The sequence below is a fragment of the Pandoraea sp. genome (assembly GCF_004297875.1).
In the GTDB taxonomy this organism is placed as follows: domain Bacteria; phylum Pseudomonadota; class Gammaproteobacteria; order Burkholderiales; family Burkholderiaceae; genus Pandoraea.
This window is the reverse complement of the sequence record NZ_SCSK01000006.1, coordinates 254,886-270,656: the sequence shown is the minus strand read 5'-3', so window position 1 is coordinate 270,656 and position 15,771 is coordinate 254,886. Positions and strand designations below refer to the sequence as shown.

The 15,771-nt window shown below is 60.4% G+C and carries 15 protein-coding genes; 11 read left to right on the top strand and 4 right to left on the bottom strand.

Annotated elements, in window-relative coordinates; all coding sequences use genetic code 11:
* Positions 1-118: 118 nt before the first annotated feature.
* The 4 genes from rplU to proB all read left to right on the top strand — a co-directional run bounded on the left by rplU (position 119) and on the right by proB (position 3,118).
* Entirely contained in the window at positions 119-430 is a 312-nt protein-coding gene (gene rplU / locus EPN80_RS03545; RefSeq protein WP_047215885.1) for a 50S ribosomal protein L21, read from the top strand.
* 31 nt (positions 431-461) lie between these two features.
* Entirely contained in the window at positions 462-722 is a 261-nt protein-coding gene (rpmA, locus tag EPN80_RS03540; protein ID WP_293023740.1) for a 50S ribosomal protein L27, read from the top strand.
* Between the two features lie 141 nt (positions 723-863).
* Positions 864-1,961, top strand: a complete 1,098-nt coding sequence (gene cgtA, locus EPN80_RS03535; RefSeq protein WP_293023737.1) for an Obg family GTPase CgtA — start codon at positions 864-866, stop codon at positions 1,959-1,961.
* A gap of 23 nt (positions 1,962-1,984) precedes the next feature.
* Positions 1,985-3,118, top strand: a complete 1,134-nt coding sequence (gene proB / locus EPN80_RS03530; RefSeq protein ID WP_293023734.1) for a glutamate 5-kinase — start codon at positions 1,985-1,987, stop codon at positions 3,116-3,118.
* Positions 3,119-3,164: 46 nt separating this feature from the next.
* Here the strand turns inward: proB and EPN80_RS03525 are convergent, their stop codons facing one another.
* Positions 3,165-3,752 carry a CNP1-like family protein gene (locus tag EPN80_RS03525; protein ID WP_293023731.1) on the bottom strand — a complete coding sequence of 196 codons (588 nt, stop codon included), beginning with the start codon at positions 3,750-3,752 and terminating at the stop codon, positions 3,165-3,167.
* A gap of 45 nt (positions 3,753-3,797) precedes the next feature.
* Positions 3,798-4,340: an RNA pyrophosphohydrolase gene (locus EPN80_RS03520; protein WP_366469430.1), complete on the bottom strand. Its 543-nt coding sequence runs from the start codon at positions 4,338-4,340 to the stop codon at positions 3,798-3,800.
* 106 nt (positions 4,341-4,446) lie between these two features.
* On the opposite strand from EPN80_RS03520, the gene EPN80_RS03515 reads away from it, so the two are divergent.
* The gene (locus tag EPN80_RS03515; protein ID WP_293023729.1) at positions 4,447-6,180 is read left to right on the top strand and encodes a proline--tRNA ligase; all 1,734 of its coding nucleotides are present in this window, start codon (positions 4,447-4,449) and stop codon (positions 6,178-6,180) included.
* A 59-nt stretch (positions 6,181-6,239) separates the two neighbouring features.
* Here the strand turns inward: EPN80_RS03515 and EPN80_RS03510 are convergent, their stop codons facing one another.
* The gene (locus EPN80_RS03510; protein WP_293023728.1) at positions 6,240-6,779 is read right to left on the bottom strand and encodes a hypoxanthine-guanine phosphoribosyltransferase; all 540 of its coding nucleotides are present in this window, start codon (positions 6,777-6,779) and stop codon (positions 6,240-6,242) included.
* A gap of 31 nt (positions 6,780-6,810) precedes the next feature.
* Complete coding sequence (gene ffh / locus EPN80_RS03505) at positions 6,811-8,175, bottom strand: signal recognition particle protein (protein ID WP_293023725.1); 1,365 nt, start codon at positions 8,173-8,175, stop codon at positions 6,811-6,813.
* Positions 8,176-8,229: 54 nt separating this feature from the next.
* On the opposite strand from ffh, the gene ccsA reads away from it, so the two are divergent.
* From ccsA to EPN80_RS03480, 6 genes are all read left to right on the top strand, one after another.
* On the top strand, positions 8,230-9,108 hold the full coding sequence (gene ccsA / locus EPN80_RS03500; RefSeq protein WP_293023723.1) for a cytochrome c biogenesis protein CcsA: 879 nt from the start codon (positions 8,230-8,232) through the stop codon (positions 9,106-9,108).
* A gap of 5 nt (positions 9,109-9,113) precedes the next feature.
* Positions 9,114-9,374, top strand: coding sequence for a PP0621 family protein (locus tag EPN80_RS21080; protein ID WP_366469414.1), 261 nt, complete (start codon positions 9,114-9,116; stop codon positions 9,372-9,374).
* A 142-nt stretch (positions 9,375-9,516) separates the two neighbouring features.
* Positions 9,517-10,029, top strand: coding sequence for a DUF1269 domain-containing protein (locus EPN80_RS03495; RefSeq protein WP_293023720.1), 513 nt, complete (start codon positions 9,517-9,519; stop codon positions 10,027-10,029).
* A 256-nt stretch (positions 10,030-10,285) separates the two neighbouring features.
* Entirely contained in the window at positions 10,286-10,918 is a 633-nt protein-coding gene (gene ampD / locus EPN80_RS03490) for a 1,6-anhydro-N-acetylmuramyl-L-alanine amidase AmpD (protein ID WP_293023717.1), read from the top strand.
* Between the two features lie 434 nt (positions 10,919-11,352).
* On the top strand, positions 11,353-14,226 hold the full coding sequence (locus EPN80_RS03485; RefSeq protein WP_293023853.1) for a ribonucleoside-diphosphate reductase subunit alpha: 2,874 nt from the start codon (positions 11,353-11,355) through the stop codon (positions 14,224-14,226).
* A 153-nt stretch (positions 14,227-14,379) separates the two neighbouring features.
* A complete protein-coding gene (locus EPN80_RS03480) occupies positions 14,380-15,591 on the top strand; it encodes a ribonucleotide-diphosphate reductase subunit beta (protein ID WP_293023715.1) in 1,212 nt (403 codons plus the stop codon).
* The last annotated feature ends 180 nt before the right edge of the window (positions 15,592-15,771 follow it).

Below are 15,771 nucleotides of genomic sequence, written 5' to 3'. Positions count from 1 at the left end.
CGCCGGCAAGAGACAGGGGGAATCGGCGGAAGTCTTTGACGGCAAAGGGAAATCTCTGTATAATCACGCGTTTTCGTGCGTTCGCGCGAAAAATTCTTGTTTATGAGTGAGGTTCGCAATGTACGCAGTCATAAAAACTGGCGGCAAGCAGTATAAGGTTGCCGCCGGCGAAAAACTGAAAGTAGAACAGATACTGGCAGACATTGGCGCTGAAATCACGCTCGACCAAGTGCTCGCAGTGGGCGAAGGTGAATCGATCCAGTTCGGCGCACCCTTGGTGAGTGGGGCTTCCGTCAAGGCAACCGTGGTTGCCCAAGGCCGTCATCCGAAGGTGAAGATTTTCAAGATGCGCCGCCGCAAGCACTACCAGAAGCATCAGGGTCATCGCCAGAACTATACCGAGCTGCGCATCGACAGCATCGTGGCTTAATCGATACGCGTGCAAGGAAAGGAGTCAAACCATGGCACATAAGAAAGCAGGCGGTTCGTCCCGTAACGGCCGCGATTCCGAGTCGAAGCGGCTCGGCGTGAAGGTTTATGGCGGCCAGGCGATCAACGCTGGCAGCATCATCGTGCGGCAGCGTGGTACGCGCTTGCATGCTGGCGAAAACGTCGGCATCGGCAAGGACCACACGCTCTATGCACTGACCGATGGACACGTGCAGTTCGCCATCAAGGGCGCAGCCAAGAAACACGTGGTCACGGTGGTCCCGGCAGCCTGACCCCGCCTTTTGCCGACCAAAAGGCTCCGCATCGCTGCGGGGCCTTTTTTGTTTGGCTGGTCGGTTTCGGTGGCGCGGTGCGGTCGTGCGCTGGCACAGTGGGAAAGAAAATTTTGAAACAGGTTTTAGCGGGACGATGCCATGAAGTTCATTGACGAAGCGCGTATCGAAGTTGTCGCCGGCAACGGCGGCAATGGGTCGGCGTCGTTCCGCCGCGAGAAATTCGTGCCCTTTGGTGGTCCGGACGGCGGCGACGGTGGACGCGGCGGCAGTGTTTTCGCGGTGGCCGACCGCAATATCAATACACTTGTCGATTACCGATATGCCAGGAAGCATCAAGCGCGCAACGGCGAGAATGGTCACGGTTCCGACTGCTACGGCAAGGGAGGCGAGGATATTACGCTGCGCATGCCTGTCGGCACGATTGTCTCCGACCTGGATACCGGCGAAGTGATCGCTGATCTGACTGAGCATGGTCAGGTGGTGCTGTTGGCCAAGGGCGGTGCCGGGGGCTTGGGCAACCTTCATTTCAAGTCGAGCACGAACCGTGCGCCCCGGCAAAAGACCGACGGCAAGCCCGGCGAGCAGCGCATGCTCAAGCTCGAACTCAAGGTATTGGCCGACGTCGGGCTGCTAGGCATGCCCAATGCCGGTAAATCGACCTTTATTACCGCAGTATCCAACGCGCGGCCCAAAATCGCCGACTATCCGTTCACGACGCTGCACCCCAATCTAGGCGTGGTGCGCGTGGGCGCGGGCAAGAGCTTCGTCATTGCCGACATCCCCGGGCTGATCGAAGGCGCGGCCGAAGGCGCCGGATTGGGGCACCGGTTTCTGCGCCATCTGCAGCGCACCGGCGTGCTGCTGCACCTGGTCGATCTTGCGCCATTCGACGACACCGTGGATCCGGTGGCCGAGGCGCGTGCGATTGTCAACGAGCTGCGAAAATACGATCAGGCGCTCTACGAAAAGCCGCGGTGGCTGGTTTTGAACAAACTCGACATGGTGCCGGAAGCCGAGCGCGCGGCGCGTGTGGCGGAATTCGTCAAGCGCTTCGACTGGCATGGCCCGGTGTTCGAGATCTCCGCGCTGACTCGAGCGGGTTGCGACCTGCTCTGTTATGCGATTTACGATTATCTGGCCTCGCAGCGTCATGCCGAGCATGATGCCATCGAGGAAGCCGCGCGTGATCCCCGCTTTCGCGACAACGGGCAGGGCGAAGCCGATCCCGCTGAATAACTCCTATCGAAGAGAGTAAGACCATGCGTTCTGTCATCGCTGATGCCAAACGGCTCGTGGTGAAAGTTGGTTCGAGCCTGGTGACCAATGACGGGCGGGGGCTCGATGACGTTGCCATCGCGCGCTGGGCGGAGCAGATCGCGGCACTGCGCAAAGGTGGCGACGGCAGGCCGGGCAAGGAGGTGGTTCTGGTGAGCTCCGGTGCGATCGCCGAGGGGATGCAGCGCCTCGGTTGGACTCGCAGGCCGCGCGAACTGCCCGAGCTGCAGGCAGCGGCCGCAGTGGGACAAATGGGGTTGGCGCAGGTTTATGAGACGCGGTTCGCCGAGCATGGCATTCGAACCGCACAGATTTTGCTGACCCACGGCGATTTGGCCGACCGGGAGCGCTACCTGAATGCCCGCTCGACGTTGTTGACGCTGCTCGGTCTGGGGGTCGTGCCGATCATCAACGAAAATGACACCGTGGTGACCGACGAAATCAAGTTCGGTGACAACGATACGCTCGGCGCACTGGTGGCAAATCTCATCGAGGGCGATGCCTTGATTATCCTGACTGATCAGGCTGGCCTGTACACCGCCGATCCTCGAAAAAATCCGGCCGCGGAGCTGGTCAAGGAGGCCGTGGCGGGCGACGAGGCGCTTGAAGCAATGGCTGGCGGTGCCGGCACGAGTATCGGGCGCGGCGGCATGCTGACCAAAATTCTGGCGGCCAAGCGCAGTGCGAAAAGCGGTGCGCACACGGTGATCGCCTCCGGCCGCGAACCGAATGTCCTGGCGCGCCTGGCTGCAGGCGAGGCGGTGGGCACGCAGTTACTGGCCAAGACGGCCCGGTTGACGGCTCGCAAGCAATGGCTGGCCGACCACCTGCAAGTGCGCGGGCGCGTCGTGATCGACTCCGGCGCCAGCAAGAAATTGAGTGAGGAAGGAAAAAGCCTGCTGCCGATCGGCGTGGTCAGCGTCGAGGGCAACTTCGCGCGCGGCGAGGTGATCGCCTGCGTCGATGAGGCCGGCCACGAAATTGCCCGAGGCTTGAGCAATTACAGCAGCTCGGAAGCGCGTCTGATTCGCCGACGCGCGAGCAGCGAGATCGAGTCGATCCTGGGATTCGTTCACGCGGCGGAACTGATCCATCGGGACAATCTGGTGCTGCTGTAGCACGTACCGCCGACGGCCTGTCGGGCGCCAGCGGCGCAGCGCGTGATTATTCCGGCTTTTTGATTCTGTCCGGATAGCGCATGTTCTGCACGATATCCGCAGCCGATCCGGTCACCATCTTGTTGTCGCAAAAATAGTCGTTGTAAAGCGCGCTCTGGTAGGCCGTGGGGCCGTAACCATTGATCACCTGCCAGTGGCTGCCCCGTGCGTTTGACCATGTGCCATTGGATTGGCCAACCGCGTAGATCCGATACTCGAAGGTATTGCAGTGGATGCCCTCGAAAGTAACGTTGCGCGCACCCTGCGTGCTGCGGATGACTGAGGTAAAGCGCACCACGCCGTCCTTGCCGACCGACACTGATTTGGCGTCGATCGCATAATTCAGATCGCGCGACCCGTTGGGCACCGTGTAGATAATGAGGTCGCTGTCCTTCGGCGCTGCGGGCAAGGTGTAGGGCCCTTCCTGCCATTTGTCGGCAATTGCCTTCTTGGCCATGTACTCGTCGTAGCCAGGGCCCGGACCGGGGCTCGGTTGCGCCAGCGCGGCGGAGGAGATGACCAAGGCAGTGCCGAGCCAAAGCAGTGCCGGGACAGGACGCACGGTTGGGATGAGGCGAGCGGAGCGAATTTTCATGAATCGACAGTGCGGGATCGAGAAATGGGCTGGCGCCTGATGGCGTCAGCCCTCGTGAGTGGTTTTACCTTGCACGCGGGGCGGCCGGTGTCGGTCGTACTGATGATGGGTCGGATTGCGGCGCAGATAGCGTGACAGCTCATTGAGCGCCATCTGGTAGACTTCGCGCTTGAATTCGATCACGGCGTCCAGCGGCACCCAATATTCGTTCCATCGCCAGGCATCGAATTCCGGATGAGCGGTTGCGCGCAGACAGATATCGCAGTCTCGCCCGACCATGCGGAGCAAAAACCAGATCTGCTTTTGTCCGCGATAATGGCCGCGCACTTCACGCTTGATAAATTTGTCGGGCACCTCGTAACGCAACCAGTCGCGAGTACGACCGATGATCTTGACGTGCTCTGGTTTCAGGCCGGTTTCCTCGTGCAGTTCTCGGTACATGGCTTGTTCTGGCGTTTCGCCATACTTGATGCCGCCTTGCGGGAACTGCCAGGAATGCTCGCCCAGCCGCTTGCCCCAGAATACCTCATTGTGTGCGTTCAAGAGGATGATGCCGACGTTAGGCCGAAAGCCTTCACGGTCCAGCATACAACCACCTTTTAATCCTTTAAAATTGCTTCGATTATAAACAGATAATAGCGGTGGCGGCGCTAGTCTCGGCCCTTGCCGCTTATTTTCGTCCTGGAAACCTTGCATGAAAGCCTCTCGATTCTTTATCGCCACGCTCAAAGAAGCTCCCGCTGATGCGGAAATCGTCAGCCATCAGCTGATGGTCAGATCCGGCATGATCCGGCGCGCGGCCGGTGGCATTTACAGCTATATGCCGGTGGGCCTGCGCTCGATCCGAAAGGTGGAGGCGATTGTGCGCGAGGAGATGAACCGGGCTGGAGCAATCGAACTTCTGATGCCGGCGGTGCAGCCCGGCGAACTATGGCAGGAATCAGGCCGCTGGGAACAATACGGGCCCGAGCTGCTACGTCTCAAAGACCGGAATGATCGTGATTTCGTCGTCGGGCCGACACACGAGGAAGTCGTGACTGATATTGCACGCCGCGAAATCAAGAGCTATCGGCAACTGCCGGTCAATTTCTATCAGATTCAAACGAAATTCCGCGACGAAATCCGGCCGCGTTTCGGGGTGATGCGCGGGCGCGAGTTCATCATGAAAGACGCCTATTCGTTCGATAAGGATGCCGCCGGCCTGCAGGTTTCCTACCAAAAAATGTATGACGCCTACGTGCGGATTTTTACCCGCCTGGGCCTGCATTTCCGCGCTGTGGCCGCCGATAACGGGTCGATCGGCGGATCGGGCTCGCATGAATTCCATGTGATCGCGGAAACCGGCGAGGACGACATTGCCTATTGCGCCGACTCCAGCTACGCCGCCAACGTCGAGCAGGCCGAGGCGCTGCCGCTGCTGGCCAATCGCGCGGCTCCCGCCGAGGCGCTGTGCAAGACGCCCACGCCGGGCAAGGCCAAGTGCGAGGCGGTGGCCGAACTGTTGAATATTCCGCTGCAACGCACCGTCAAGTCGATCGTGCTCGCGGTCGACCGCGACGATGGCAAGGATATTTGGCTGCTGCTGCTGCGCGGCGATCATGCGCTCAATGAAGTCAAGGCCAGCAAAGTACCGGGTCTGGCCGGATTCCGTTTTGCCACGGAAGCCGAGATCGTCGAGTGGTTCGGCACGCCTCCGGGTTATCTGGGGCCGATCCAGACCAGGAAGCCGGTCAAGCTCCTGGTCGACCGCACGGTAGCGAATATGAGCGACTTCGTCTGCGGTGCCAACGAGGTCGATTTCCACTATACCGGCGTGAATTGGGGCCGCGATCTGCCCGAGCCAGAAGTGGCCGATCTGCGCAACGTCGTGCCGGGCGATCCGTCGCCCGACGGTCGGGGCGTGTTGAGCATGTGCCGCGGTATCGAGGTTGGCCACGTATTCCAGCTCGGCACCAAATACTCCGACGCGATGAACGCGACGTTTCTCGGCGAAAACGGCAAGCCTCAACCGATCGTGATGGGGTGCTACGGTATCGGGGTCACGCGTATTCTGGGCGCGGCGATCGAGCAGAATTTCGATGACCGGGGCATTATCTGGCCGGAGTCGATCGCACCGTTCGAAGTGGTGTTGTGCCCGATGGGATATGACCGTAGCGAGGCCGTGCGCGCGCAGACTGATCGTCTTTACGAGGCGCTGCTGGCCGAAGATATCGACGTGATCCTCGATGACCGCGGCGAGCGCCCGGGCGTCATGTTCGCCGACTGGGAGCTGATTGGGGTACCGTATCGGCTGGTGATCGGCGAGCGCGGCCTGAAAGAGGGCAAGATCGAATACCAGGGCCGGCGCGATACGCAGGCGGAATTGTTGACCATCGAGCAGGTGGTGTCGGTAGTGACCGGCAAGATCCGCGCGGCCAAGGCCGTGTGACGCCGTCATCGGCGCCTGACCCGCTGACGCCATCGTGTGCGTCAGCGGGTGGGCACCGGTCAGCTCAGGGCGCGAATCGTTGGCAAGTTGCGCCAATAGCCTTTCGCATCCATCCCGCAACCGAATACGTAGCGGTCCGGCACGGTGAACCCGCAGAAATCGGGGTGAATCGGCTTCGGCTTGTTCAGCACTTTCTCGCAGAGCACCGCGCAGTAGAACGCCGTGGCACCCATGTCCAGGATGCGCTCGCGAATAGCCGCCATAGTGGCGCCTTCGTCCAGGATATCGTCCAGCACCAGCACGGCGCGGCCGCGCACCGAGTCGCGTGGCGCCACGCGCCACTGCATCGCTCCGCCCGTGGTGGTGTTGTTGTAGCGGCTCAAATGAATGTAGTCGAACTCGAGCGGAAAATCGAGTCTCGGCAAGAGCATGCCGGTGAATACCACGGCGCCGCCCATAACCGACAGTACCAGCGGAAACTCTTCGCCGATGGCGCTTTTGATGGCGTTTGCCATGCGCTCGACCGAGGTCAGGACCTCCCCGGCGGTGACGATTTCTTCAGAGTTGCGAAAAATGTCCTGGGCTTCGTCTCGGTTCATTGGGCGCGGGCGTGAGTTGTGGGAGGACGTTCTAGCGCATGCCGGGCAGCATGCCTTTCATGCCCCGCATCATTTTCATCATACCGCCACCCTTGAGTTTTTTCATCATGCCGCGCATCTGCTCGTATTGCCCGAGCATGCGGTTGACGTCCTGAACCTGGACGCCGGCGCCCGCCGCAATACGCCGTTTGCGACTGGCCTTGATGATTTCCGGCTTGGCGCGCTCCGCGGGCGTCATGGCGTTGATGATGCCCTCCATGCGACGCACCTGTTTCTCGGCCTGATCCATATTGGCTTGGCTCGCCGCCGCCTGATATTGTGCCGGCAGCTTATCCATCAGATTGGACAGGCCGCCCATTTTCTTCATTTGGGCGATCTGGGATTTGAAATCGTTCAGATCGAAGTCGCCGCCTTTTTTGACTTTCTCAGCCAGCTTCTTGGCGACTTGAACGTCGACACCCTTTTGCGCGTCCTCGACCAGCGCGAGAATGTCTCCCATGCCGAGAATGCGGCTGGCCATGCGCGCCGGATAAAACACCTCGAGACCGTCGAGCTTCTCGCCAACGCCGACGAATTTGACCGGCTTGCCGGTGACGTGGCGCACCGACAACGCCGCGCCGCCCCGGGCGTCACCGTCGAGCTTGGTCAGCACCACCCCCGTCAGCGGCAGCGCTTCGTTAAAGGCGCGTGCGGTATTCACCGCATCCTGGCCGAGCATCGCATCGACCACGAAGAGCGTCTCAATCGGCTTGAGGGCGGCATGCAGTGCGCTGATCTCCTGCATCATCGCCTCGTCGATGCCAAGACGGCCGGCGGTGTCGACCAGCACGACGTCGTGGAAATGCTTCTTGGCCCAATCGACGGCGGCCAGCGCGATGTCGACCGGTTTTTGATCGGGCTCGGATGGGAAGAAATCGGCGCCGACCTGTTCGGTGACCGTCTTGAGCTGGGCGATCGCGGCCGGGCGGTAGACGTCGCACGAAACGGTGAGCACCTTCTTTTTCTGCTCGCGCAGCAGCCTGGCCAGCTTGCCGACGGTGGTGGTCTTGCCTGCGCCTTGCAGACCGGCCATCAGGATGATCGCCGGCGGCTGCGTCGCGAAATTGAGCTCGGCGGCCTTGCCTTCGTAATCTCCGCCCATGATGGCGGTGAGCTCGCGCTGCACCACGCCAACCAGCGCCTGTCCTGGCGAGAGGCTGGCCAGGACCTCCTCGCCAAGCGCCTTTTCCTTGACCTTTGCGATAAATTCGCGGACCACGGGCAGTGCGACGTCCGCCTCAAGCAATGCCAGTCGTACTTCGCGCAGCATTTCCTGGGTATTGGCTTCAGTCAGGCGGGCCTCGCCGCGCAACGTCTTGACGACGCGCGCCATCCGTTGGGTAAGATTGTCGAGCATGAAAAGTTCCTGTGTCCCGGGCGCGGCCACGAAGGCCTAGTGTAAACTCCGAATATGACTATTTTACTGTATGCGTTGACGGTGGTTCTGTATGGCGGCCTTGCGCTCGTCTCGTGGCACCGTTATTGCCGCGAGGCGGCGTCGACCGGCGGCGGAACCCTCACGCGCGGCGCGCGCTCCAGCGCTGACGGCGTGATCCGCGCCGCGTTGCTGGCCGCGCTGGTGACTCACGGCGTGCTGCTGCATCAAACGATTTTCCGTGCGGACAGCATGCATTTTGGTTTTGCCTATGCGCTATCGGCAATGCTCTGGTTATCCGCCGGCATTTACTGGATCGAGAGCTACTTCTTCCGCATCGACAGCGTGCGTCTCATGGTGACGCCGGCAGCTTGCCTGGCGAGTGTGATGCCGTTGGTTTTCCACGACAACCGGATTTTGCCATTCGCGGCCAATCCGATGTTTAAGTTGCACTTCGTGATTGCAAACATGGCCTACGGGTTGTTCGCGCTGGCAGCTCTGCACGCTTTGCTGATGATCTCCGCCGAGCGTCATCTGCATCCGGTGCAAGGCAGCGAGCCGCCGTCGAGTTGGCTGTCGCATTGGTTCGACACGCTGCCACCGTTGCTGACGATGGAAAAGCTGCTGTTTCGCATGATCACTGCCGGGTTCGTGTTGCTGACGTTGACTTTGGTCTCGGGAGCAATATTCTCTGAGGAACTCTTCGGGGAGCCAGCCAAGTTCGATCACAAGAACGTATTTGCGGTGATCTCCTGGCTGATGTTCGGCGCGGTATTGGCCGGGCGGCGCTGGTATGGATGGCGCGGTAAAACCGCACTGCGCTGGGTGCTGGTCTCATTTGTGTCGCTGCTGTTGGCTTATATCGGAACTCGCTTTGTGCTCGAAGTCCTGCTGAATCGGGCTGCGGGAGGTTGAAGACAATGCGCACGATATTGATCGTATTGCTGATACTGATTCTGGGCTCTTGGTATTTGCGCCGCAACGAAAGCCGTCCGGAAACGAATCGCCCGCAACAGCGCACCCCTTTGCCGCCGGCGGAGAAAATGGTGCGATGCGATGAATGCGGCGTCTATTTGCCTGCCAGCGAGGCACGCTCGATCACGCCGTCGGGAAATGCCGGCACGCCGTTATATTTCTGTTGTGATGCGCATCGCAACGCCTTCCAGAAGCGCCGCGTTTGAAGTGGCGCCGCAGTTTTGGCGTGGTTTATGCTAGGGCCAGCTGACCGGCCTGCGGCGCTTGCACTCGAGTCCGGGATGGTCTAAAACTCAAATAACGGAAAATAAAAATAGCTTTGGGCGACCGGGGGTAGGAGGAAGCGCCATGCGCAAACGAATATATTTCCTGATTCCTGACCTCACCTGCGCGCAGCAGACGATGCGTGACTTGCTGCTGGCGCGCGTCGAAGAGAGGCACATTCATTTCGTTGCCAGGGAAGGGGCCGATTTGAGCGGTCTGCATGAAGCCAATTTGCTGCAGACGTCGGATATCGTTCACGCCGCCGAAGCCGGCCTTGTGATCGGCGGATTATGCGGGCTTGCCGTGGGCGCGGTCGCGGCGCTCTATCCAATCGTCGGCACGGGGCCGCAGTGGGAGACCGTGATCATCACCGGTCCGCTCGGGTCGTTGTTCGGCGCCTGGGTATCGAGCATGATCGGCAGTTCCGTGCCCAACTCGCGGCTCAAGCAGTTTCAACCCGCGCTCGCGCGCGGCATGATTTTATTGATGGTGGATGTGCCGAGCGGGCGCGTGCGGGAGATCAGCGAGATGCTGCGCGACCATCATCCGGAAGCCGATATGGAGGGCGTCGAACCCGCTATTCCGGCGTTTCCGTGAACGGTTCAGGTTGGAAGACCTGAATGCGTCGCACCTGTGAGCGACGCGGGGTGGATCGCCCGCTGGTGAGGCTGGCAACGATACCACGCCTGGGCTTATGTGGAGCCTGTGGAAGCCTTCCGGCATGTGTTTGCGGAAGGCTTCCATTTATTGGCCACGCTACCTGCTTGCCCACCCGGGCCGGGCGCGGTATCTTCCTTGAGGGCAGCGCCCGCTTTGGCGCGCCGCAACTTTTCAATCGACTCGACGACTTGCTTTGATTCCTTTCCAAATCGATCCGGCCGGCTGGGCCGGTGGCGCCACCCGTGTCGAATCGCCCAACTTCGACGCCCGCCCGCCGGGCACGGAAATCGAGTTGCTGGTGGTGCACAACATTAGCTTGCCGCCTGGGCAGTTTGGTGGTCCGGCGATCGCCGCTTTCTTCTCCAATACGCTGGACCATGACAGTCATCCGTTTTTCGCGCAAATTCGTGGCGTGCGCGTTTCGGCTCATTTCCTGATTCGGCGTGATGGAGCGGTGGTGCAATTCGTGTCGTGCGAGGCGCGTGCCTGGCATGCGGGGCTGTCGGAATTTTTCGGACGCGAGCGTTGCAACGATTTTTCGATTGGCGTGGAACTCGAAGGGGCAGATGATGTGCCGTTCGATGCAGCGCAATATCGCGCGCTTGCCAGGCTGACCGACGCGTTGATGGCGCGCTATCCCATCACGGCGATTGCCGGCCACGCAGATATCGCGCCGCATCGCAAGACCGACCCGGGCCCCTGTTTCAATTGGCGCATGCTGCAGAAAACCTGCGGATTGCCGTGGCGCTATTTTCCCTACCAGTCCGACATGCCGGATGCGGTAACGGCGAGCGACGTCGATCACGGCGTGTCTCGCCAACCGTAAACCTTCTGCATGGCAGTCGGGTTTTCCCGGACGTGAAAGCGCCGTGCGGTGCGGTTTTCGGGCAAGAAATTTCCAAAAATTCTTTTGGTGAACCGTGGCGGTATCCACTATACTTAGTGGGAAATAGCTATGCCACCACTATATATAGTGGTTACGCGCAGGCGGACCCAGTTGACTCGTTGGAGTCGAAACACCTGGTGAGCTTGCGCAACGGCGGGCCGCCGACACGATGAGACCAACACCAGGGGGCTCTGTCGTTGATGGCCAACCTGATCGTGCCGAAAGTGCGGCACCCCAAAGCGTCATCGGGTCTTCGACATGAAGGCTCGATGACGAAAGCATAATGACCCGGGAGTTTTTACATGCAAATCACCGAAAACCTAACCCGTCCGAATTCTCCGACCACCGGCTCTACGCAGAGCGGTGGTGCGGGCATGTCGGCGCCGCAAACGAGCGGCGCGTTTGCGTCGGCGTCGATCGCCGATTACAAAATCATCCGGCGCAACGGCACGGTGGTAGGTTTCGAACCGTCGAAAATCGCGATTGCCGTGACCAAGGCTTTCCTGGCAGTCAACGGCGGCCCAGGTGCGGCATCCGCGCGGATTCGCGAACTGGTGGAGCAACTGACTCAGAACGTGGTGCGCGCGCTGGTGCGCAGTCGGCCGACCGGCGGCACGTTCCATATCGAAGACATCCAGGACCAGGTTGAACTGGCGCTCATGCGTGCTGGCGAGCACAACGTTGCACGCGCTTACGTGCTGTATCGCGAGAAGCGTTCGCAGGAGCGCGCTCAGCAGGGCGAAGCCGGCGTGCGGCAGTCCGGTCTCAATATCAACGTCACCGACAACGGCGTGACGCGTCCGCTCGACATGGACGTACTGCGCAACGTGCTGGTCTCCGCCTGCGAGAACCTGGGTGACGCGGTCGATGCCGAACCGATTCTGCGCGAGACACTCAAAAATCTGTATGACGGGGTGCCGCTTTCGCAGGTCTATGACTCCGCGATTCTGGCCGCGAGAACGCTGATCGAACAGGATCCGGCTTACAGTCAGGTAACGGCCCGCATCCTGCTGCACACGATTCGTCGCGAAATCCTGGGCGAGGAAGTCACCCAGGCGGAGATGGCTACGCGCTATGCCGAGTATTTCCCGCAATTCATCAAGCGCGGTGTCAATGCCGAGTTGCTCGACGAGAAGCTGCTGCAGTTCGATCTGCAGAAATTGGGAGCCGCGCTCGATGCCTCGCGCGATTTCCAGTTCAATTACCTGGGCCTGCAGACGCTGTATGACCGTTACTTCCTGCATGACGACGGTGCGCGCATCGAAATGCCGCAAGCCTTCTTCATGCGCGTTGCCATGGGGCTGTCGCTCAACGAAGTCGATCGCGAGGCACGTGCCATCGAATTCTACGAAATCCTCTCGACATTCGATTTCATGAGTTCCACCCCGACCCTGTTCAATTCCGGGACGCGCCGCTCGCAACTGTCGTCGTGCTACCTGACGACAGTCGCCGACGACCTCGACGGCATCTACGAAGCGCTCAAGGAAAATGCATTGCTGTCGAAATTTGCCGGTGGCCTCGGCAACGACTGGACCCGCGTGCGCGCGCTGGGCTCGCACATCAAGGGGACCAACGGCAAGAGCCAGGGTGTGGTGCCGTTCCTGAAGGTGGTCAACGACACCGCGGTCGCGGTGAACCAGGGCGGCAAGCGCAAGGGGGCGGTATGCGCCTACCTGGAGACCTGGCACCTCGACATCGAAGAGTTTCTCGAGCTGCGCAAGAACACCGGTGACGATCGCCGTCGCACGCACGACATGAACACCGCCAACTGGATTCCCGACCTGTTCATGAAGCGGGTGATGGAAGGCGGTGACTGGACCCTGTTCTCGCCCTCGACCTGCCCTGATCTGCACGACAAGGTCGGCAAGGCATTCGAAGCAGCCTATCTCGGCTACGAGGAGAAGGTCGCGCGCGGCGAACTGAAGCTGTTCAAGAAGCTGCCGGCGCTGACCCTGTGGCGCAAGATGCTCGGTATGCTGTTCGAGACCGGCCATCCGTGGATCACCTTCAAGGACCCATGCAACATCCGGTCGCCACAGCAGCACGTCGGCGTCGTGCACTCGTCCAACCTGTGCACGGAAATCACGCTGAATACCAACGAGAACGAGATTGCCGTGTGCAACCTGGGCTCGGTCAACCTCGTGGCCCACATGAAGCGGCAGCCGGACGGCAGCTACGTGCTCGATCACGACAAGCTCAAGCGCACCGTCCATACCGCGATGCGCATGCTCGACAACGTCATCGACATCAACTACTACGCGGTCAACAAGGCGCGCAACTCGAACCTGCGCCACCGCCCGGTGGGCATGGGCATCATGGGCTTCCAGGATTGCCTGCACCTGCTGCGCACTCCCTACGCGTCCGAAGCGGCGGTCGAATTCGCCGACCGCTCGATGGAGGCGGTTTGCTATTACGCTTATTGGGCATCCACCGAGCTGGCGGCCGAGCGGGGCCGCTACCTGTCCTACTCGGGTTCGCTGTGGGATCGCGGCATCCTGCCGCAGGATTCGCTCAAGCTGCTGGCCGAAGAGCGCGGCGGCTACCTGGAGGTCGATGAGTCGAGCTCGATGGATTGGGATGCGCTGCGCGCGCGCATCAGGCAGTACGGCATGCGCAATTCGAACTGTATTGCGATCGCTCCGACCGCGACCATCTCCAACATCATCGGCGTGTCGGCCTGCATCGAACCCACGTACCAGAACCTTTACGTGAAATCGAACCTGTCGGGCGAATTCACGGTGGTCAATGACTACCTGGTGCGCGACTTGAAGGAGCGCGGCCTGTGGGACGAAGTGATGGTCGCCGATCTGAAGTATTTCGACGGCTCCCTGGCCCGCATCGACCGCATTCCGTCCGACCTGCGCGCGCTGTATGCCACGGCCTTCGAAGTCGAGCCGAAATGGCTGGTCGAGGCGGCCTCGCGCCGTCAGAAATGGATCGACCAGGCCCAGTCGCTCAATATCTATATGGCGGGCGCCTCCGGCAAGAAGCTGGATGAGACCTACAAGCTGGCCTGGCTGCGCGGCTTGAAGACCACCTACTACCTGCGCACGATGTCGGCGACTCACGTCGAGAAATCGACGGTCAAGACCGGCACGCTCAATGCGGTGTCGTCCGGCGTTGTCGGCGGCGAGGTGCAGGCGGCAGCCGCACCGGTCGAGGCGGCGGCGATGCCCGAGCCCGAAGGACAGGTGTGCATGCTGCGACCGGGCGACGCCGGGTTCGACGAGTGCGAGGCTTGCCAATAAGAATCGCTGCGATGGCGTCGCCCCCGGGCTACCCATGCGGCGTGCTCCCAAGCGCTCTCACGCGACGGGGCCGCCGAATTGCAGACAAGACCGTTGCCGCCTCAAGCGCGGCGGCAACGGTCGGTGTAAATCAATGCATAGAGGAAAATAACCATGCTGACTTGGGAAGATGATCTCACCCCTGCCGCTCAACCGGGTGCCCAGGCGTTGGCTCAGGGCCGTCCGGCACTGCAACCCGCCGTCGCGCCGCGCGCCGACGAACAGGCGTTGCCGCCGGGCGTCGTGCGCGGCAATATTCTTGGTACCGACACCGGAAGCGACTCGAACACGATTTCGGCCACTTCGAATCGCCGCGTCAACGCCGCCGACAAGCGCGTCATCAATGGGGCGACCGACGTCAACCAGCTCGTTCCGTTCAAATATAAGTGGGCGTGGGAGAAATACCTGGCGGGTTGCGCAAATCACTGGATGCCCCAGGAAATCAACATGTCGCGCGACATCGCGCTCTGGAAGGACCCCAATGGCCTGACCGAAGACGAGCGGCGCATCATCAAGCGCAACCTCGGCTTTTTCGTCACGGCCGATTCGCTGGCCGCCAATAATATCGTGCTGGGCACGTATCGCCACATCACGGCGCCGGAGTGCCGGCAGTTCCTGTTGCGGCAGGCCTTCGAGGAAGCGATCCATACCCACGCCTACCAATACATCGTGGAGAGCCTGGGGCTCGACGAGGGGGAGATCTTCAACGCTTATCATGAAGTCGCTGCGATTCGCGCCAAGGACGAGTTCCTGATTCCGTTCATCGACACGCTGACCGACCCGGCCTTCAAGACCGGGACGCTGGAGACGGATCAGAAGTTACTCAAATCGCTGATCGTGTTCGCCTGCATCATGGAGGGCCTGTTCTTCTACGTCGGCTTCACGCAGATTCTGGCGCTCGGTCGCCAGAATAAAATGACTGGCGCTGCCGAGCAGTATCAATACATCCTGCGCGACGAGTCGATGCACTGCAATTTCGGTATCGACCTCATTAACCAGATCAAGCTGGAAAATCCGCATCTGTGGACGTCCGAGTTCCGCGATGAGCTCCGCGAGCTGTTCAAGCATGCCGTCGATCTCGAGTACCGCTACGCCGAAGACACCATGCCGCGCGGCGTGCTGGGCCTGAATGCGGCCATGTTCAAGAGCTATCTGCGCTTCATCTGCAACCGCCGCTGCACGCAGATCGGACTCGAGCCGCTATTCCCCAATGAAGAGAATCCGTTCCCTTGGATGAGCGAGATGATCGATCTGAAGAAGGAGAGAAATTTCTTCGAGACGCGCGTCATCGAATATCAAACCGGTGGTGCGTTGAGTTGGGATTGATGTTTCGTGATGCATGCTGTGCTCAGCAGTGTGCATCAAATACAACACATTGGATTCGTGATGCGGTGTCGTGCGCGTTTTTCGTGTAGAAAGTATTAACATCGCATCACAAAAGAATTATTATTCGCTCAATTAAATGCAGTCTCGATAACCAGAAAGCGAATTGCTTTCCTCTCAATA

Bases quoted from the DNA above. Each gene is read 5' to 3' on its own strand.
- rplU (WP_047215885.1), top strand. From the start codon at position 119: ATGTACGCAGTCATAAAAACTGGCGGCAAGCAGTATAAGGTTGCCGCC.
- rpmA (WP_293023740.1), top strand. From the start codon at position 462: ATGGCACATAAGAAAGCAGGCGGTTCGTCCCGTAACGGCCGCGATTCC.
- cgtA (WP_293023737.1), top strand. From the start codon at position 864: ATGAAGTTCATTGACGAAGCGCGTATCGAAGTTGTCGCCGGCAACGGC.
- proB (WP_293023734.1), top strand. From the start codon at position 1,985: ATGCGTTCTGTCATCGCTGATGCCAAACGGCTCGTGGTGAAAGTTGGT.
- EPN80_RS03525 (WP_293023731.1), bottom strand. From the start codon at position 3,752: ATGAAAATTCGCTCCGCTCGCCTCATCCCAACCGTGCGTCCTGTCCCG.
- EPN80_RS03520 (WP_366469430.1), bottom strand. From the start codon at position 4,340: ATGCTGGACCGTGAAGGCTTTCGGCCTAACGTCGGCATCATCCTCTTG.
- EPN80_RS03515 (WP_293023729.1), top strand. From the start codon at position 4,447: ATGAAAGCCTCTCGATTCTTTATCGCCACGCTCAAAGAAGCTCCCGCT.
- EPN80_RS03510 (WP_293023728.1), bottom strand. From the start codon at position 6,779: ATGAACCGAGACGAAGCCCAGGACATTTTTCGCAACTCTGAAGAAATC.
- ffh (WP_293023725.1), bottom strand. From the start codon at position 8,175: ATGCTCGACAATCTTACCCAACGGATGGCGCGCGTCGTCAAGACGTTG.
- ccsA (WP_293023723.1), top strand. From the start codon at position 8,230: ATGACTATTTTACTGTATGCGTTGACGGTGGTTCTGTATGGCGGCCTT.
- EPN80_RS21080 (WP_366469414.1), top strand. From the start codon at position 9,114: ATGCGCACGATATTGATCGTATTGCTGATACTGATTCTGGGCTCTTGG.
- EPN80_RS03495 (WP_293023720.1), top strand. From the start codon at position 9,517: ATGCGCAAACGAATATATTTCCTGATTCCTGACCTCACCTGCGCGCAG.
- EPN80_RS03485 (WP_293023853.1), top strand. From the start codon at position 11,353: ATGTCGGCGCCGCAAACGAGCGGCGCGTTTGCGTCGGCGTCGATCGCC.
- EPN80_RS03480 (WP_293023715.1), top strand. From the start codon at position 14,380: ATGCTGACTTGGGAAGATGATCTCACCCCTGCCGCTCAACCGGGTGCC.